Consider the following 15,870-nt stretch of genomic DNA (forward strand, 5'->3'; position numbering starts at 1 on the left):
GCATCATCGTCTTTGATATAGCCGGAATCGGTAAAGGTCAGGTCTACTATCCAATTGGTGTCACTGTCCTCGTTTTCCGACTCGGGGAGAATCAGGCCGTAGCGGTTGGGATCTGTGGCGTTGCCTGTTTCCCTCATCATGGCGTTGGCGCGATTTTTTTTCACAAAGACCATTTTTGCAGGCAGTTTCAGTTTGGCCTGATTGCCCAAATCAACGGTTGCCGGGCCTTGAACGATTTGGTCGTCAACGTAGTTCGCGATAGAATCTGAGGCTTGTTGCGCTTCTTGCCCGGATGCCTCGACGGCAGAAGCGGTATCAGCTTTGGCTGCAGAAGCCGGCAGGGTTTGGATAGATAGTAGGGCTGCCAAAACGGCATAGGCGAGATGGTTGCTTTTCATCATAGGGTTCTCATGGAAGAAGAATTAAAAAAGATGCAGACAGCCGCAACACCATATGCTCCGGCATGACTAAAGGGTAAATTTTACAATAAATAAATCATATTTACATATTTAAATATGACTGTAATTTAAAAATACAGGAAAGCTTTTTGACGAGAGGTAGAGCAATCGTTGTGAAATTCAAAAAGGCCGTCTGAAAATTTTTCAGACGGCCTTTTATAATAAAACCAGAAAATAATGGAATAAGGCGGAGAATATGAGAAAATAATAGCCGCCTGCCTGCCACAACAGTTGATTGAATTAACTTTTATCGGCAGCCTGAATGTCCGGATTGGATAAAATAAACCATCAAGAACAAAGACCAACAAGCATATTTTGTAAACTTGGCGGCTGAAAAATCGGCTCTGCGCTTTACTTTACAAATCAAACAACTTTAAAGGAAAACCCATGAAAAAAACCTTACTTACCCTGATGATGCTATCTGCCGCCGCCGCGTATGCCGGTGAGGCGGAAGACCGTTTGCTGTCCGTCCAATCGGTTTACCGTGCCGCTTTGCATGAGCAAAACAGCAACGACAGCAAAATCATTTCCCTGCAAAGTGATTTGGAAAGCGCGCAGCGCCGTTTGCAGGCAGCGCAATCCGATATTGACCGTTTGAAAGGAGAAATTCAGACGGCCTTGGCTCAGAAAGAGCAGCAAAATGCCAAGCTGCAACAAGCCGGCCAGATGTTGGACGCGGCTTGGAATGCCGTTTACGGCGCAGGCGGCAGCAAGGCGAAGCAATAATTTAGACATTGTATTATTTGCGTTTTACGCTTCTTTCATCATATTTATAAGGAAACCTCATGTCCCTACCTCCCTGCCCGAAATGCCACTCCGAATACACTTACGAAGACGGCGCTCAATACGTTTGCCCTGAGTGCGCCCATGAGTGGAACGAGGCCGATGCTGCGGCTGCCGGCGATGATGCCTTGGAAGTCAAAGATGCCAACGGCGCGGTATTGCAAGATGGCGATACGGTTGTCTTGATTAAAGATCTGAAAGTCAAAGGCAGCTCTATGGTCATCAAGCAAGGCACCAAAGTCAAAGGCATCCGCCTGCAAGAGGGCGACCACAATATCGGTTGCAAAATCGATGGCAGCGCGATGAACTTGAAATCTGAGTTCGTCAAAAAAGCCTAAAGATTTTATTTTTGAAAGGCCGTCTGAAATCCGAAGATTAGGATTCAGACGGCCTTTATACATTTCATTCAAAATAAAATAAATATTTATTTAAAATTAAATAAATTAAATAGATTTGAATTTCAGGCCGTCTGAAAAAGCGGTGGCAAAATGTTCCGCACATACGCGAGTGTAAAACCGTTAAAATAACGCTTTCCCCTATTCTACGGAACCATTATGCCTCAGCCGACCGCCAAACAGATTTTGCACGAAGTATTCGGTTATCCCGAATTTCGTGGCAAGCAGGAGGCTATCGTTAATGCTTTGGCTGGCGGCGAGAGTTTGATGGTGCTGATGCCGACAGGCGGGGGTAAGTCTTTGTGTTACCAGATTCCGGCGCTGATGCGCGAAGGCGTGGCGGTTGTCGTATCGCCGCTGATTGCGCTGATGAACGACCAAGTAGCCAGCCTGCATGTGGCCGGGATTGAAGCGGCGGCAGTCAACAGCAGCACATCGGCAGATGAGGCGCGCGAGATTGCCGACAAGCTTGCCCAAGGCCGTCTGAAACTGCTTTATGTCGCGCCGGAACGCTTGGTTACCGACCGCTTTTTACGTTTTCTCGACCAACAAACCGTCAGCCTGTTTGCCATTGATGAGGCGCATTGCGTCAGCCAATGGGGACACGATTTCCGCCCTGAGTATCAACAGCTCGGCATGCTTGCCGAACGCTATCCGAACGTCCCGCGCATCGCCCTGACCGCTACCGCCGATGCGGCCACGCGCGCCGACATCAAGCATTATCTGTACTTGGATAATGCGCCCGAATTTATTTCCAGCTTTGACCGCCCGAATATTTATTATCAGGTTATCGAAAAAAATAATGGCAAAAAACAATTGCTGGATTTCATCCGCAAGCAGATGCATGGGCAAAGCGGCATTGTGTATTGTTTGAGCCGTAAAAAAGTCGAGGATGTGGCGCAGTTTTTGTGTGAAAACGGCTTGGAGGCGATTCCGTATCATGCCGGTTTGAGCATGGACGTGCGCGAGGAAAACCAACGCCGCTTTACGCATGAAGACAATATTATCGTGGTGGCGACGGTGGCGTTTGGCATGGGCATAGACAAACCCGACGTGCGCTTTGTCGCCCATCTCGATATGCCCCAAAGTGTCGAACATTTCTATCAGGAATCGGGGCGCGCCGGCCGGGACGGGCTGCCTGCCGTGAGCTGGCTGTGTTACGGCTTGAACGATTGGGTGTTGCTGCGCGAACGGATTGCCGAAGGCAACAGCGACGAGGTGCAAAAGCAAATCGAAATGCAAAAACTTGATGCCATGCTTTCCGTCTGCGAAACTGCCGCCTGCCGCCGCGTACTGCTGCTCAAACATTTCGGCGAAGAATCCGAACCCTGCGGCCATTGCGACAACTGCCTGCATCCACCCGTACGGTTTGACGGTACGGTGTTGGTGCAAAAATTACTCAGCTGCGTGTACCGCGCCGGACAACGTTTTGCCGCCGGTTACATCACCAACCTTTTGCGCGGTAAAAGCGACGATTGGATACAGCGCAACGGCCATGACAAGTTATCCACATTCGGCATCGGCAACGGGCAAACCGACAAGGAATGGCGCAGTGTCATCCGCCAGTGCATCAGCTTGGGCTATCTCACCGTCAACGTCGAGCAGCATCAAGCCCTGCAGCTGACCGAAGCGGCCAAACAAGTCCTCAAGGGTGAAACCGAAGTCATGCTGCGCCCCCTGCGCCGCGAAAAAACGGCCACCCAAAAGCCAAAAGACGATTGGTTGCGTACCGAGCGCGAAGAGCGTTTGTGGCAGGCATTGCGCCAATGGCGGCAACAACGCGCCCGGGCAGAGGAAGTGCCGGCCTATGTGGTTTGCGGCGACAAAACCCTGCGCGATATTGTCGAAAAAATGCCCCGAAGTTTGGAAGATTTACACCAAATCTACGGCTTGGGCGAGGCGAAAATCAATAAATTTGGTTTGGAGATACTCGACGTTTGCGAAACAGCTGAAGCCGGTACGGTTTCCACAGACAGCGCACAAGTTATCCACAGCTTGGGCGAGCGCGAACAGGCCTTAAAACGGGCTTTGGAAACTTGGCGCGAGCAGCAGGCAAGTGCCGATCAAGTAACGCTGGGTACGGTATTCTCCAACGAAAGCATGGACGACTTACTGACCAATACGCCTGCCGAACCCATCGACCTTTTAGGCGTGTATAAACTCGGCGAAAAACGTATCGAGCAATACGGCGAGGGCATTTTAAACATCTGCCGCCCGTTTTCAGACGGCCTGAGCGAAGAGGACAAACGCAAACGCTGCTTAATGCGCCGTCTGCTTCAGTGGAACATCGATACTGCCCGCCATGAAGGCCTCGAAGCTTATCAGATATGCAGCAAAGTTACCCTGCGCGCGATTGCCGCCCGACGGCCGCAAGATTTGGCGGAGTTGGCGGAAATCCACGGCATGAATGAGGAGAAAACCGACAAATACGGCGCGGAAATTGTCGAATTGTGCAAACAAGCGGATTGATTGACCGCGTTCATCATTAAAGGCCGTCTGAAACCCAATCAAGCATGGCGTTTCAGACGGCCTTTTTGAATTTTTAATCTTTATAAAACAATGAATAAGAAAATAACTTTATTTATTTCGTCAGTTTTTTAAAGCTGCCGCGTCTAAACAGGCATGAAAGATGGAATGGTGCCGATGGATTTTTCGTCCCATCCCATTCGACACACATCGATTAGGAAAATAAATGAACACCTCATCCAACCTCTCTTGGCAGGCTGCTTTCGGTTTGTTGACGCTCAGGCTTTTTGCCGCGTATGAATTTCTTGAATCCGGCTTGGAAAAATGGAACGGGGAAAACTGGTTTGCAGATATCAACAGCCAATTTCCCTTTCCGTTCAATTTGTTGTCGGATACGGTCAACTGGAATTTGGCCATGTGGGCGGAACTGGTTTTGCCTGCGCTGCTCATCGTCGGCTTGGCAACGCGGCTGTCCGCGCTGGGATTGATGGTTGTAACGGCTGTCGCATGGTCTGCGGTACATACCGGCTTAGGGTACAATGTGTGCGACAACGGTTATAAAATGGCACTGATTTATTTGGTGGTTTTATTTCCTGTCCTATTGCAGGGCGCAGGCGGTCTGTCTTTGGATGCCCTGCTGAAGAAACGCTGTTGCCGTATCAAGCATTTTCTTTAATGATTCACGGTCGCGGGCCGACTTTAAATGCCCGATATTATCCCTTGATTTATTTAAACCCATATTTTAAAAAGGAAGTTAAAATGAAAAAAAATGTAGCTGCTGCTTTGGCCGGTGCGCTGTCCCTGTCTCTGGCTGCCGGCGTTGTTGCCGCTGATAAACCGTTAAGCAGCAAAGCAGGTGTTCAGAAATCTGCTCAAGGCTCTTGCGGTGCAGTTAAAGCCGGTGAAGGTTCATGCGGTGCAAGCGCTGTTTCTAAAGCAAGCGAAGGCAAATGTGGCGAAGGCAAATGCGGTTCAACCGTGGAAAAAACTCACGCTAAAAAAGGCAAAGCATCTAAAGCCAAAGCTGCCAAAGTAGTAGAAGGCAAATGCGGCGAAGGTAAATGCGGTTCTAAATAATCCTGCAACATACCTTTAACAAAGTCGCATTTTACAAACGAAAATGCGACTTTGTCGTTCATACGGCACCATAACAGGACATCACCATGATTCAACACGCAGGCTTGGGCTACCGCCGCGACTTGGCGGAAGACTTCCTCTCGCTTTCAGACGACAGCCCGATACGCTTTATCGAAGCCGCCCCCGAAAACTGGCTGAAAATGGGCGGTAGGGCGCGCAAACAGTTTGACCGCGTGGCAGAGCGGCTGCCGCTGGCGTTACACGGATTATCCATGTCGCTGGGCGGACAAGCACCGCTGGATACCGATTTGATAGACGGAATCAAAGAAATGATGCGCCGTTACGATTGCACGTTTTTCTCCGACCATTTGAGCTACTGCCACGACGGCGGTCATCTTTACGATTTGTTGCCGCTGCCTTTCACTGAAGAAATGGTGCAACATACTGCGCGCCGTATCCGCGAAGTGCAAGACCGGTTGGGCTGCCGTATTGCCGTAGAAAACACGTCCTACTACCTGCATTCCCCGCTTGCCGAGATGAACGAGGTCGAGTTCCTCAACGCGGTTGCCCGTGAAGCTGACTGCGGTATTCATTTGGACGTGAACAATATTTACGTCAACGCCGTCAACCACGGACTGTTGTCGCCTGAAGCCTTTTTAGAAAATGTGGATGCAGAGCGCGTGTGCTATATCCATATTGCCGGACATGATGTGGAAACGCCCGAGCTTTTGATTGATACGCATGGCGCGGCGGTTTTGCCGACCGTTTGGGATTTACTCGAACTCGCCTATGCCAAACTGCCGACGATTCCGCCCACCCTGTTGGAACGCGATTTCAATTTTCCGCCTTTTGCCGAACTCGAAGCCGAAGTCGCCAAAATCGCCGACTATCAAATGCGTGCCGGAAAGGAATACCGCCGTGCAGCCTGAAACCTCCGTCCAATACCAACACCGCTTTGCCCAAGCCATACGCGAAGGCAAAGCCGCAGACGGATTGCCGCAAGAGCGCCTGAACGTCTATATCCGCCTGATACGCAACAATATTCACAGCTTTATCGACCGCTGCTATACCGAAACGCTGCAATACTTTGACAGCGAAGAATGGGGCCGTCTGAAAGAAGGTTTCGTCCGCGACGCGCGCGCCCAAACCCCCTATTTTCAAGAAATCCCCGGCGAGTTTCTCCGATATTGCCAAAGCCTGCCGCTTTCAGACGACCTCTTGGCATTGATGGACTTTGAACACACCCAGCTGCTCGCCGAAACCGCTCAAACCGACAGCGAAGCCTCGCCTGCCGATTCAGACGATTTGGCTTACACCCTTTCTCCCGCCGCCTTTGTGCGCCGTTATCAGTATGACGTGACCGATGAATTGCAGGAGGCGGAAACTGCCGTTTTGGTGTGGCGCGATAAGGAAGACGACGTGATGTATCAAACGCTTGATGGATTCGGCGCATTATTGCTGGAAACGCTGGCAGAAACGCCCGCTTCCCTAAACGACCTGCAAACCATGCTGGCAGAGTTTATGCCGTCTGAAAACGCTTGGCAGGACGCCTTAAGGCAGAAATGGACGGAATGGCTGGAACAGGGCATTTTGGTTGTGGCATAAACCAAGACCGTCTGAAACGGACGCAGTCGGTTTCGGCGAAACAAAAATACTACTGAAATCGTTTATAGATTCAATCGCATGCTCTTGCCGTATCAGCGTAAAATCAAAAGTATATTGATCATTCCTTTCATACTGATACATTATGGCCCTACCCGAACTGACCGATGCCGAGCTTGCCGAATCCCGTAAACTGCTGCTGCGCTTTGCCCATATCCAGCTGCCCGACCGCCCCGATTTGGCGGAGGACCTCGTACAGGAAACCATGCTTTCCGCCTACCGTGCGGCCGAGGGTTTCAAAGGCGGCGCCCAAGTGAGCAGCTGGTTGTTTGCAATCTTAAAAAACAAAATTACCGACTGCCTGCGCCAAATCGGGCGGCAACGCCAAGTTTTCGTCACGCGCGACGAGGAAGCCTTGGATGAAGCCTTTGAAGGACATTTTGCCGCCGACGGGCATTGGACGGACGAAGGACAGCCTCAGGGTTGGGACTCGCCCGAAGCCAGTTTGAACAATAAAGAGTTCTACCAAGTTTTACAGACCTGCCTCTACCATCTGCCGGAAAACACCGCCCGCGTGTTTACCATGAAAGAAATTCTCGGTTTTTCAAGCGATGAAATCCGCGAACAATGCGGCATCAGCCATGCCAACTACCACACCATCATGCACCGCGCGCGCGAAACCTTGCGCCAGTGCCTGCAAATCAAATGGTTCTCCCATGCCTGACAGGAAAATGCCATGAAAAAATGCCGCAAAATAACCGATCTGATTTCCAAACAGCAAGACCAAGTGCGTCTCAGTCTTTTTAACCGCATTGCCCTTGCCGTGCACCTGTCGCTCTGCCCCCGTTGCCGCGAATATAAGAAACAGCTCGAATTAATCAGCAACGCCATGCACAAGATGTTTCGATGATTCAAAAAAGGCCGTCTGAAACCTGCCCCTGTCAGTTTCAGACGGCCTTTTTGTATCTGCTTTATTTATTGCTAACTTGGAATAAGTCATGGTTTGCCACTCACTTTTTTAGCTGCATTTATTTTCAAACTTGCGCCGTTGGCCTTTGTTTTTTGAGGCATGGCTGCGGATTTTGATACGGTAGAACAAGATAAAGGCCGTCTGAAAGATGAATTTCAGACGGCCTTTTTCACAGCTTTTAGTGTTGTTCTTCCGGCTCGGGTTCGTCTTTGCCGAACCAGTTGTCAAAGCGGATGGTGTATTTCAACTCGCCGCCGGAGGAGCGCGTGCCGATGCGGGCAACGGCTTGGATGGCGCGGGTCAGTTGGTACACGAGTTTGACGGATTGTTCGGCGCTGGAGATGCCGTATTCGTAACCTGCGTAGAGGTTGTTGGTAAGCTGTTTGCCGACGGTCAGAACTTGTTCGGCAGGGTTGAGCTCGCCGGTTTGGGCGTTGCGGCTGCGTTTGCTGGTGAAGCCCAAATCATCGACAAGGCCGATGCGGTCGTTGACTTGGCCGGCAAGCAATGCGCTGGCGGCCGCGGAGAGCGTGGCGTTGTCGCCGTCGCTGCCGCTGCTGGCACGGTTGAGGATGAGCCAGGAGAGTTTGTCTTTTTCACTCATGGCTTCTTTGGCAACCAAGGTCACGCGCGGATTGTTGAGGCTGCCGAGGACTTCGACGCCAGCGCCGACCGGGGAGAGGCGGCGTTCGGCACGGATGTTGAGGTTTGGATTGGTCAGCGGGCCGACAAAGGAAACCGATCCTTTGGTGATGTCGAGGTCTTGGCCGTAGGCTTTGTAGCGGCCTTTGACAACGCGCACGGTACCAACGCCTTGGACGGCTTCGCCCGGACGGGACGTGATGGCCAGTTTGCCGCCGATGGTAACGTCTGCGCCGTAGCCGACAAAACGGACATTGTCGTTGATATTCAAGACAAGGTTCATATTAATCGGCGTGGTGGCCGTTGCTTCTTTTGGGGTTTCGCCCAGTACGACCACGTCGTCGTCGAGGGTCGGCATGGAGGATTTTTGCGAACCAAACCTGCCGTAGTCGGTGTTGAGCGTGCCGTTGAGCGATACGCCTTTTTCCGGATTGTAGAGGACTTTGGCCGCGCCGGAGAGCTGCAGTTGGCGGTTTGGACGCGAGAGGGTGCGGTATTTGTCGAAGACGATGTCCACGTCGACATCGGGGTTGGCGTTGGCAAGGTTGACCGCGCCTTTGAGCTCAATCGTGCCGCCACGGTGGAATTTGAGGCTGTCGATGACCCATTTTTGACCTTGCAGGCGCGAACGCAATACGCCGTTGTCGAGAATCAGGCCTTGGGTTTGATGGCGGTAGTAGAGGTTGTCGCCGTTAATCAGGCCGCTCAGTTGTGGATCGTTCAGACGGCCTGCCAAGTTGACGGCAGCGTTCAAACGGCCTTTGAGGGTTTGGCCGACGGGCAGGAAGTTGCGGAAGACTTCGAGGTTGGCAACGTTCAGGTTAAGCTTGCCGCTCAGAGGGGCGGTATCGAAGCTGGTGCCCTGACCGATGTTGACAATGCCGTCTGCTCGGCCGTAATTGGTTTGGAGGTCGAGGTTGCTGTTGACTGTGGGCGAACCGAGTCGGCCGCCGATGGTGGCGGTCGCGTTCAGACGGCCTGCAATGCCTTGGGCTGTCGCCGGCATAAAGGATTTGAGCGAGCCCAAATCGGGAACGTTGATATTGACCTTGCCGTTGACGGGGGCGTTGTTGATGTTGTTGCCGAACTGTTGGGCGATGCCGAGCGTGCCGTTAACTTTGCCGAAGCGGGTGTTGCCTTCCAGCGTGCTGTCGATGCGACCGTTTTGGAAACGGGTGCGCAGGGCGAGCGCGGAAAGTCCCAAAGGCTGTTTGTTTTTCGGATCTTTGCTCGGCAGGATGATGTCGCCGCTTTGTCGGCTGATGTTGAGGAAGCCGCGCGCGTTTTGACTGTACGCCAAATCCCAGTCGCCGCCCAAGACGAGGTTGTGTTCGATGGGCGGGGTGTAGAAGTTGTGCAACTCGGTAATGTGCAGATTTTGCGCGCTGCCTTTACTGGTAATGCCGGCTTTTTTGTCCCAAACGAAATTTTGCAGGTTGAGGCTGCCGCCCATGGCCGCCCAGCGTGCGCTGCTGAGGGAAACGCGTTCGCTGCCGGCTTCGAGGTTGAGGCGGTTTTGCAGTTTGAGGTTGAACGCGCCGTTGATGTCGAGCGTGTCGACCGTGCCTTTCCATTGGGTTTGGTCTTTGTTGAGGCCGCCGGCGGCGTCGAGGTCGAGCTTATAGCGTTTGTTGTCCACCGCCATGCTGCTGTTGCCGCGGATGTGGTGGTGCGAGCCTGTGCCGCTGATGAGCAGGTTGACGTTGTCAATCATGGCCGCGCCGCCGGAGACGGCGATGTGTTCGCCTTTAATATCGGCACTCAACGGACGGTTGGTATCGGGCGAACCTTTAAGCTTGAAGTCGAGGGTGCGGATGTTGACGGTATCGGCGACTTTGAAGTTGCGTGCTTCGCCGTTCAAATCGGCTTCAAGGGTTTTGAGGCCGTCTGAAAAGCTGCCGGAGATGTAGCCGCGCGCGTTGAGCAGGCCGCCCAAGCCGAAGCCGAAACGCGACAAATCGGGGGCGGTAATGTTGAGGTTGAGGCGGTCGCCTTTTTTGCCGAAGCTGCCGTTGGTTTTGACGATGTTGCTGCCGAGGGTCAGGTCGGTCAGGGCGCGCGAGAGGTGTTTGTTTTCATAGGCGACGTCGGCTTTGCCGCTGAGCGGAACGCCGTTGAGCGTACTCGGTGCGAACTGCATTTTGCCGGCGAATTTCTCTTGCGCCAGTATGCCGGTCAAGTTGATGTTGCCGTTGACGCTGCCTTGCGGAAGCTGCGGATCGATGCGCGCAGGGTTGAAGGCTTTGCTGACGATGTCCAGTTGCAGTTTGCGGTCTTTGAAAAGTTCGAGCGAGCCTTTGGCGTTGAGTTCGCCGCCGTTTTGCGGAACCAGGCGGACTTTGTCGAGCTTAAGCGTGCGCTGACCGAGCTGTTTGTCGGTTTGGAAAAACAGCATGCCGTCTGTACGCGCAAATCCGCTGTCGAGATTCCAGTTGATGACGGGGGAGGAGGTTTCGCCTTTGACGTCGATACTGCCGTTCAGACGGCCTTCAATGTTTTGACGCACAAAGTCGTCTGCGCCGGTATTGTTGATGCCCAGTGCGAGTTTGAGCTGGTCTTGGGCGGTATCGATTGAGCCGGATACATCGATGCTGCCGTCTTTGAGCAGGTCGACGCCGATGTCTTCAATCATGACCGTGCCTTTGTCGTCGACGATGAATTCACCGAGGATGCGTTTGACGGGGATATGGTTTTCATCGGCAAAACCGGCTTGGTCGTTTTCCAAGTCTATCGAGCCTTCCAGCGCAACGCCGTCTGTAAAGGACGGAATAGTGGTGGCATCGAAATTCAGACGTGCTTTGGGCAGGGTGGGCAGGAAGGCCTGCGGATTGATGTTGGAACCTTTAACCAGGATTTCGCCGACGGTTTCGTTGAGGCTGTCGGCGAATGGGTGGATGGTGGATTTGGCAGACAAATGAACGTTGTCGCCGTCGAGCAGCAGGTCGGTGGATACGTCTTGCAGGCTGCCCCACAGGCGCACCGTACCGTGTATGGTTTCGCCCTCAAGCTGGCCTTTGGTGTAGATGGCGGTATTGAGGACGTAGGGTTTGTTCAAACCGAGCACCACCGCACCTGTCGAGCTGCTCCATGGCGTATCGGCGGTTTTGATGTGGAGGCGGTGTTCTTTTTTGTCGTAATGGTAGGCCGCGTGCAGATGGTCAAGATAGACGGTCTGCTTCTCAAAACGCTTGCCCACGCTGATTTTGCCAGTTTCCAAACGGTCGAGATAGGCGGTAACGGGCAGGTCTATGCTGTCGGGCAGACCTTTTGAAGGCTCTTCTTCTTTGGGCGGCGTGCGTTTGGTCACGATGGCGATGTCGCCGGCCACGACTTCGGTAATGTGCAAGGACGGACGGAACAGCTCGGACGGTTTCCAATCAAAACGGAAGCTGCTGATTTTGATGTCCGCACCTTCTGTTTCAATCAACCATTTGTCGCCTTCAAAACCTTCAATCAGCGTGCCTTTCAGCGTATCCGAGGAGATTTTGACACCGAACCATGACGGGATTTTGTACAAACCGAAACGCAAACCCGATTCCGTACCGACCAGCCAGCCGATTGCGCCGGCGGAAACGGTCAATACGCCCAAGGCGGACAGGACAAAGCCGCGCAACAGGCGTTTTTTGCGCTTTGGCGGGGCGGGCTGTTGTTCAGACGGCGTGGAAGTGTTTGCAGTATCGGTCATGATATTTTTCTGTTTGTCTGTTGTTCAGACGGCCGGGAATGGCTGAGGCCGTCTGAAAGAATGGATGGTGAGTATATTTTTTTAAAACCTTGTGCCTAAGCTGATGTGCCAGCGGATTTTTTTGTCGTGGTGGCCGTAGGCAATGTCGAAGGAGAACGGCGCAACCGGGCTGAACCAGCGCACGCCCAAGCCGGTACCGTGTTTTAAGGTCATGTGTTTGAAGTTGCTTGCCGCATCGCCGACATCGTGGAAGATGGCGCCGGAGAAGCTTTTGGTAACCGGGAATTGATATTCGAGGCTGCCGACCACCAAGGCGCGTTGCGGCAGGACGGAGCCGTTGGGGCCGGCCAAGCCGATGCTGTCGAGTTCGTAACCGCGTACGGAAGTTGCGCCGCCGGTGCGGAACATCAGGCTGGACGGTACTTCTTCGCCTTCGCGGGCATAAACGTAGCCTGCCTGTCCGCGTACGATGAACGTACCGATTTTTTTGTTTTCAGGCGTGAAGAAATAGCCTGCCCGTGCCGTGGCGCGTGCTATTTGAGTGGAGGAGAGGAGTTTGCCCAAAGTTGTACCGATTTTGCCGTCGAGGTAATAGCCGTTTTGAGGGTGCAGCTCGGTTTCGATGCTTTGCCGTTTCCATGAGGCGGTCAGCATGGTGGCATGGCTTCGGCCTAAATCGTAGCTGGTGTCGGGGACCTTGCGGTCTTCGGTAATAAATTCGAGGCCGAAGCGGGCATCGATATTGTTGCGGTCGCGGACATACCAAATGCCGCTGGACAGGGCGCGTTTTTCAAGGTTTTGCGTGGTCGAGCGGTTGTAGGAAACGTTGCTTGTCCAGTAGTTGCCGCGGTTGTTGCGCGGTTGGCTGATACCGGCGGCCAGCGTGGTTTCGTATTTGTCCATGTCCCAAACGATGGAACCGATATAACCTTTGTTAAAGAGGTTGTAATAGTCGTAGGCGATGCGGCCGCCGATTCCGTATTCGGAGTCGTAGCGGATACCGGTTTCCAGTTTGTGGCGTTTGACTTCGGTCACGTTGATTTTGACGGGAACGCGGTCGCCTTGCAGTTGATCGAAATCGGCCTGTACGGACGCGCCGGAATAGTGGCCGTTTTGTTCGAGCGCCTGTTGCAGGTCGAGGATTTTGTCTAAGTCGTAAGGCGAACCGGGTTGGAAGCGCGCCATGCCGGAAACCACGCTCTCAGGGTAGCGGCGTGCGCCGGTGATTTGGAAGTCGCCGAAGTAAATGGGGCGGTTGCTCTCCACGATGACGTTCAAGTCGGCTTTTTGGGTATTGGGATTGATGGTGGCTTGGGTGGTGGTGAGTTTTGCCAATGGATATTTTTTGCGTGTTACCGCGCTGAGTACGGAGGTTTTACTTGCACTCCAGCCGTCTTGGTCGAAGTTTTCGCCGACGGGCTGCTGCCAGTTTTCCATCGCATTTTGGTAGTATTCGGCCAAGTTGTCGTCATTCAATACGTCGCCGAGGATGGCCACGCTGACGTTGTCGACTTTGGTGCGCGGGCCGGGGGTGACGTTGACGGTGTAGCTTTCGCCGTGGTCTTGAATATTGACGTTGCTATTGAAATAGCCTTTGGTCTGGAGCATGGTTTTGACGTTGTCGGGTGCCTCTTCGGCGAGAAAGCCGACCTGCTCTTTGTCCAACTCTTCGTCCTGCTGCTGGGTAATCAGCGGCAGGTATTTCTCAAGCATTTCTTTTACTTCGCTATCTTGGGTGTCGATTTTGACGGGGAATTTGGGCTTGAGTTTGCCTGTTTGGTCGTCTTTGGGCTGCTTGGGCATTTCGGATTCGGGAACGGCCTCGTAGTCTTCCGCTTTGGGAACGGAAGTATCTACTGCCAACGCGTGTCCGTAGGCGAGCGCCAATGATGCAAATAAAACAGGGTAGGTCAGTTTGGTCATGATGTGTGTTCGACAGCGACAATTCTTCAGTGTGGAGATTTTAACATTATTTCTGCAAGCTTTCAGGCTATGGTTATAAACGGAAATTTAGCGCGATAACGTTGCAAAATGCGACGTAAGGGCGGATTTTGGTTTGTTTCTATCTGATTGTAATATTTATGCTTTTGTATTTTGACTGATGAAGTTGCCTTTGTATTCGGCCTTATGGCGCAGATTTCAGGCCGTCTGAAATCAAGATATGGAAGGATAAGGCAACGGTATGGGTATGCTTGAAAGTAGGATTTGAGAGGGTTTGACTGTATTTTTGGCATAAAGTGCCAACTGTGTCATAAATACTAAACTTTAATGCTGTTTTTGTGAGGTGTGCATGAAAACATCGCCGACAAATGATTTTTTATTTTAGAATGTAAGACTTTTTTAACATATCTTTAAATTGTGAAGGAACGGATATGGCAAGTGGCAATCCGATTTTGAACGCGCTCAATCGCGTCAGCCTGGTGGCGCAAATCGCCATCGGCTTGGTTTTAGGTATTATTGTGGGTGCAGTTTCGCCGCAAGTCGGTATCAGCGCAGGACTGCTGGGCAGCCTGTTTGTCGGTGCGCTTAAGGCTATCGCACCGATTTTGGTATTCGTTTTGGTGACTGCCGCCATTGCGCAACACCAAAAAGGCAATCAGGCCCACATCAAACCGATTTTGATTTTGTATATTTTCGGTACGTTTGCAGCGGCTGTGGTGGCGGTTGTCGCCAGCATGGCATTCCCGACCACGCTGATTTTGCGTACAGCCGGCGATGTATCCGTTGCGCCGCCTTCCGGCATTGTCGAAGTATTGAAAACACTGCTGATGAATTTGGTGGCCAACCCGATTAACGCGCTGGCCAATGCCAACTATATCGGCATTTTGGCTTGGGCTTTGGTATTGGGCGCGGCTTTGCGTCATCACGGTTCGGATACGACCCGCCAAGTGGCGGCCGACTTGGCCGATACCGTTTCGACCGTTGTGAAATGGATTATCCGTTTTGCGCCGCTGGGTATTTTCGGCTTGGTATCTTCTACTATTGCGGAAACCGGTTTTGAAGCGCTTGCCGGTTATATGCAGCTGTTGGCCGTATTGCTCGGCTGTATGCTGTTTATCGCTTTGGTGGTCAATCCGATTATTGTGTGGACGCAAATCCGCAGCAACCCTTTCCCGCTGGTGTTTACCTGCCTGCGCGAAAGCGGCGTGTATGCCTTCTTTACCCGTTCTTCCGCCGCCAATATCCCTGTGAACATGGCATTGGCGAAAAAACTGGGCCTGCACGAAGACACTTACTCTATCTCCATTCCATTGGGTGCAACCATCAATATGGCCGGTGCGGCAATCACCATTACCGTTTTGGCGATGGCTGCGGCGCACACGCAAGGCATTACGGTTGACTTCGCCACAGCCCTGCTGCTGAGCCTGGTGGCTACCGTCAGCGCGTGTGGCGCGTCCGGTGTGGCCGGTGGTTCGTTGCTGCTGATTCCTTTGGCGTGCAGCCTGTTCGGTATCGATAACGATGTGGCCATGCAGGTAGTTGCCGTCGGCTTCATCATCGGCGTGATTCAAGACTCTGCAGAAACTGCGTTGAACTCTTCCACCGACGTTTTGTTTACTGCCGCTGCCGATTTGGGCCGTCAACGTAAAGAGTGATTTTTAAGGGCAACCTAAATCCAGCAAAGGCCGTCTGAAAAGTTTCAGACGGCCTTTGTTTTATGTAAAGGGAAAGGGATTTTTAGATGGTCAAGCCGATAGATTGGTTTGGTCGGCCTGACGGTATCCGCTGTCATCAGTCGGATTTTTCCCGTAAAATACAGTCTTGAATGTATTTGAACACCTCTTTTCAGAC

The 15,870-nt window shown here is 52.4% G+C and carries 13 protein-coding genes; 10 read left to right on the plus strand and 3 right to left on the minus strand.

The window, feature by feature from the left end; all coding sequences use genetic code 11:
* Positions 1–401, minus strand: a 401-nt coding sequence (locus ACTHTS_RS05440) for a DUF2167 domain-containing protein (RefSeq protein WP_440369454.1), incomplete at its 3' end; no start/stop codon positions are given.
* A 444-nt stretch (positions 402–845) separates the two neighbouring features.
* Here ACTHTS_RS05440 and ACTHTS_RS05445 point away from each other — a divergent pair.
* The 9 genes from ACTHTS_RS05445 to ACTHTS_RS05485 all read left to right on the plus strand — a co-directional run bounded on the left by ACTHTS_RS05445 (position 846) and on the right by ACTHTS_RS05485 (position 7,691).
* Positions 846–1,184: a hypothetical protein gene (locus tag ACTHTS_RS05445; protein ID WP_440369455.1), complete on the plus strand. Its 339-nt coding sequence runs from the start codon at positions 846–848 to the stop codon at positions 1,182–1,184.
* Between the two features lie 59 nt (positions 1,185–1,243).
* Positions 1,244–1,579 (plus strand): zinc ribbon domain-containing protein YjdM, encoded by a 336-nt coding sequence (locus tag ACTHTS_RS05450; protein WP_049323689.1) that lies wholly within the window; start codon positions 1,244–1,246, stop codon positions 1,577–1,579.
* A gap of 216 nt (positions 1,580–1,795) precedes the next feature.
* A complete protein-coding gene (gene recQ, locus ACTHTS_RS05455) occupies positions 1,796–4,105 on the plus strand; it encodes a DNA helicase RecQ (protein WP_440369456.1) in 2,310 nt (769 codons plus the stop codon).
* Between the two features lie 223 nt (positions 4,106–4,328).
* Positions 4,329–4,778, plus strand: a complete 450-nt coding sequence (locus ACTHTS_RS05460) for an HvfX family Cu-binding RiPP maturation protein (protein ID WP_440369457.1) — start codon at positions 4,329–4,331, stop codon at positions 4,776–4,778.
* Between the two features lie 83 nt (positions 4,779–4,861).
* Positions 4,862–5,179, plus strand: coding sequence for an HvfA family oxazolone/thioamide-modified RiPP metallophore (locus tag ACTHTS_RS05465; RefSeq protein WP_003686668.1), 318 nt, complete (start codon positions 4,862–4,864; stop codon positions 5,177–5,179).
* An 86-nt stretch (positions 5,180–5,265) separates the two neighbouring features.
* Entirely contained in the window at positions 5,266–6,108 is an 843-nt protein-coding gene (locus tag ACTHTS_RS05470; RefSeq protein WP_063068582.1) for an HvfB family MNIO-type RiPP peptide maturase, read from the plus strand.
* On the plus strand, positions 6,098–6,784 hold the full coding sequence (locus tag ACTHTS_RS05475) for an HvfC family RiPP maturation protein (RefSeq protein ID WP_440369458.1): 687 nt from the start codon (positions 6,098–6,100) through the stop codon (positions 6,782–6,784). The genes ACTHTS_RS05470 and ACTHTS_RS05475 overlap by 11 nt, the downstream gene beginning before the upstream one ends.
* A 142-nt stretch (positions 6,785–6,926) precedes the next feature.
* On the plus strand, positions 6,927–7,505 hold the full coding sequence (locus ACTHTS_RS05480; protein ID WP_107857761.1) for a sigma-70 family RNA polymerase sigma factor: 579 nt from the start codon (positions 6,927–6,929) through the stop codon (positions 7,503–7,505).
* A gap of 12 nt (positions 7,506–7,517) precedes the next feature.
* Positions 7,518–7,691, plus strand: coding sequence for a hypothetical protein (locus ACTHTS_RS05485; RefSeq protein ID WP_049323681.1), 174 nt, complete (start codon positions 7,518–7,520; stop codon positions 7,689–7,691).
* Positions 7,692–7,929: 238 nt separating this feature from the next.
* Here the strand turns inward: ACTHTS_RS05485 and ACTHTS_RS05490 are convergent, their stop codons facing one another.
* Entirely contained in the window at positions 7,930–12,078 is a 4,149-nt protein-coding gene (locus tag ACTHTS_RS05490) for a translocation/assembly module TamB domain-containing protein (protein ID WP_440369459.1), read from the minus strand.
* Positions 12,079–12,159: 81 nt separating this feature from the next.
* A complete protein-coding gene (locus ACTHTS_RS05495) occupies positions 12,160–14,001 on the minus strand; it encodes an autotransporter assembly complex protein TamA (RefSeq protein WP_440369460.1) in 1,842 nt (613 codons plus the stop codon).
* Between the two features lie 449 nt (positions 14,002–14,450).
* On the opposite strand from ACTHTS_RS05495, the gene sstT reads away from it, so the two are divergent.
* A complete protein-coding gene (gene sstT / locus ACTHTS_RS05500; protein WP_440369461.1) occupies positions 14,451–15,674 on the plus strand; it encodes a serine/threonine transporter SstT in 1,224 nt (407 codons plus the stop codon).
* Positions 15,675–15,870: the final 196 nt, after the last annotated feature.

Source organism: Neisseria sp. P0019.S003, from assembly GCF_051957115.1.
Lineage (GTDB): Bacteria > Pseudomonadota > Gammaproteobacteria > Burkholderiales > Neisseriaceae > Neisseria > Neisseria flavescens_D.

Bases quoted from the DNA above. Each gene is read 5' to 3' on its own strand.
- ACTHTS_RS05445 (WP_440369455.1), top strand. From the start codon at position 846: ATGAAAAAAACCTTACTTACCCTGATGATGCTATCTGCCGCCGCCGCG.
- ACTHTS_RS05450 (WP_049323689.1), top strand. From the start codon at position 1,244: ATGTCCCTACCTCCCTGCCCGAAATGCCACTCCGAATACACTTACGAA.
- recQ (WP_440369456.1), top strand. From the start codon at position 1,796: ATGCCTCAGCCGACCGCCAAACAGATTTTGCACGAAGTATTCGGTTAT.
- ACTHTS_RS05460 (WP_440369457.1), top strand. From the start codon at position 4,329: ATGAACACCTCATCCAACCTCTCTTGGCAGGCTGCTTTCGGTTTGTTG.
- ACTHTS_RS05465 (WP_003686668.1), top strand. From the start codon at position 4,862: ATGAAAAAAAATGTAGCTGCTGCTTTGGCCGGTGCGCTGTCCCTGTCT.
- ACTHTS_RS05470 (WP_063068582.1), top strand. From the start codon at position 5,266: ATGATTCAACACGCAGGCTTGGGCTACCGCCGCGACTTGGCGGAAGAC.
- ACTHTS_RS05480 (WP_107857761.1), top strand. From the start codon at position 6,927: ATGGCCCTACCCGAACTGACCGATGCCGAGCTTGCCGAATCCCGTAAA.
- ACTHTS_RS05485 (WP_049323681.1), top strand. From the start codon at position 7,518: ATGAAAAAATGCCGCAAAATAACCGATCTGATTTCCAAACAGCAAGAC.
- ACTHTS_RS05490 (WP_440369459.1), bottom strand. From the start codon at position 12,078: ATGACCGATACTGCAAACACTTCCACGCCGTCTGAACAACAGCCCGCC.
- ACTHTS_RS05495 (WP_440369460.1), bottom strand. From the start codon at position 14,001: ATGACCAAACTGACCTACCCTGTTTTATTTGCATCATTGGCGCTCGCC.
- sstT (WP_440369461.1), top strand. From the start codon at position 14,451: ATGGCAAGTGGCAATCCGATTTTGAACGCGCTCAATCGCGTCAGCCTG.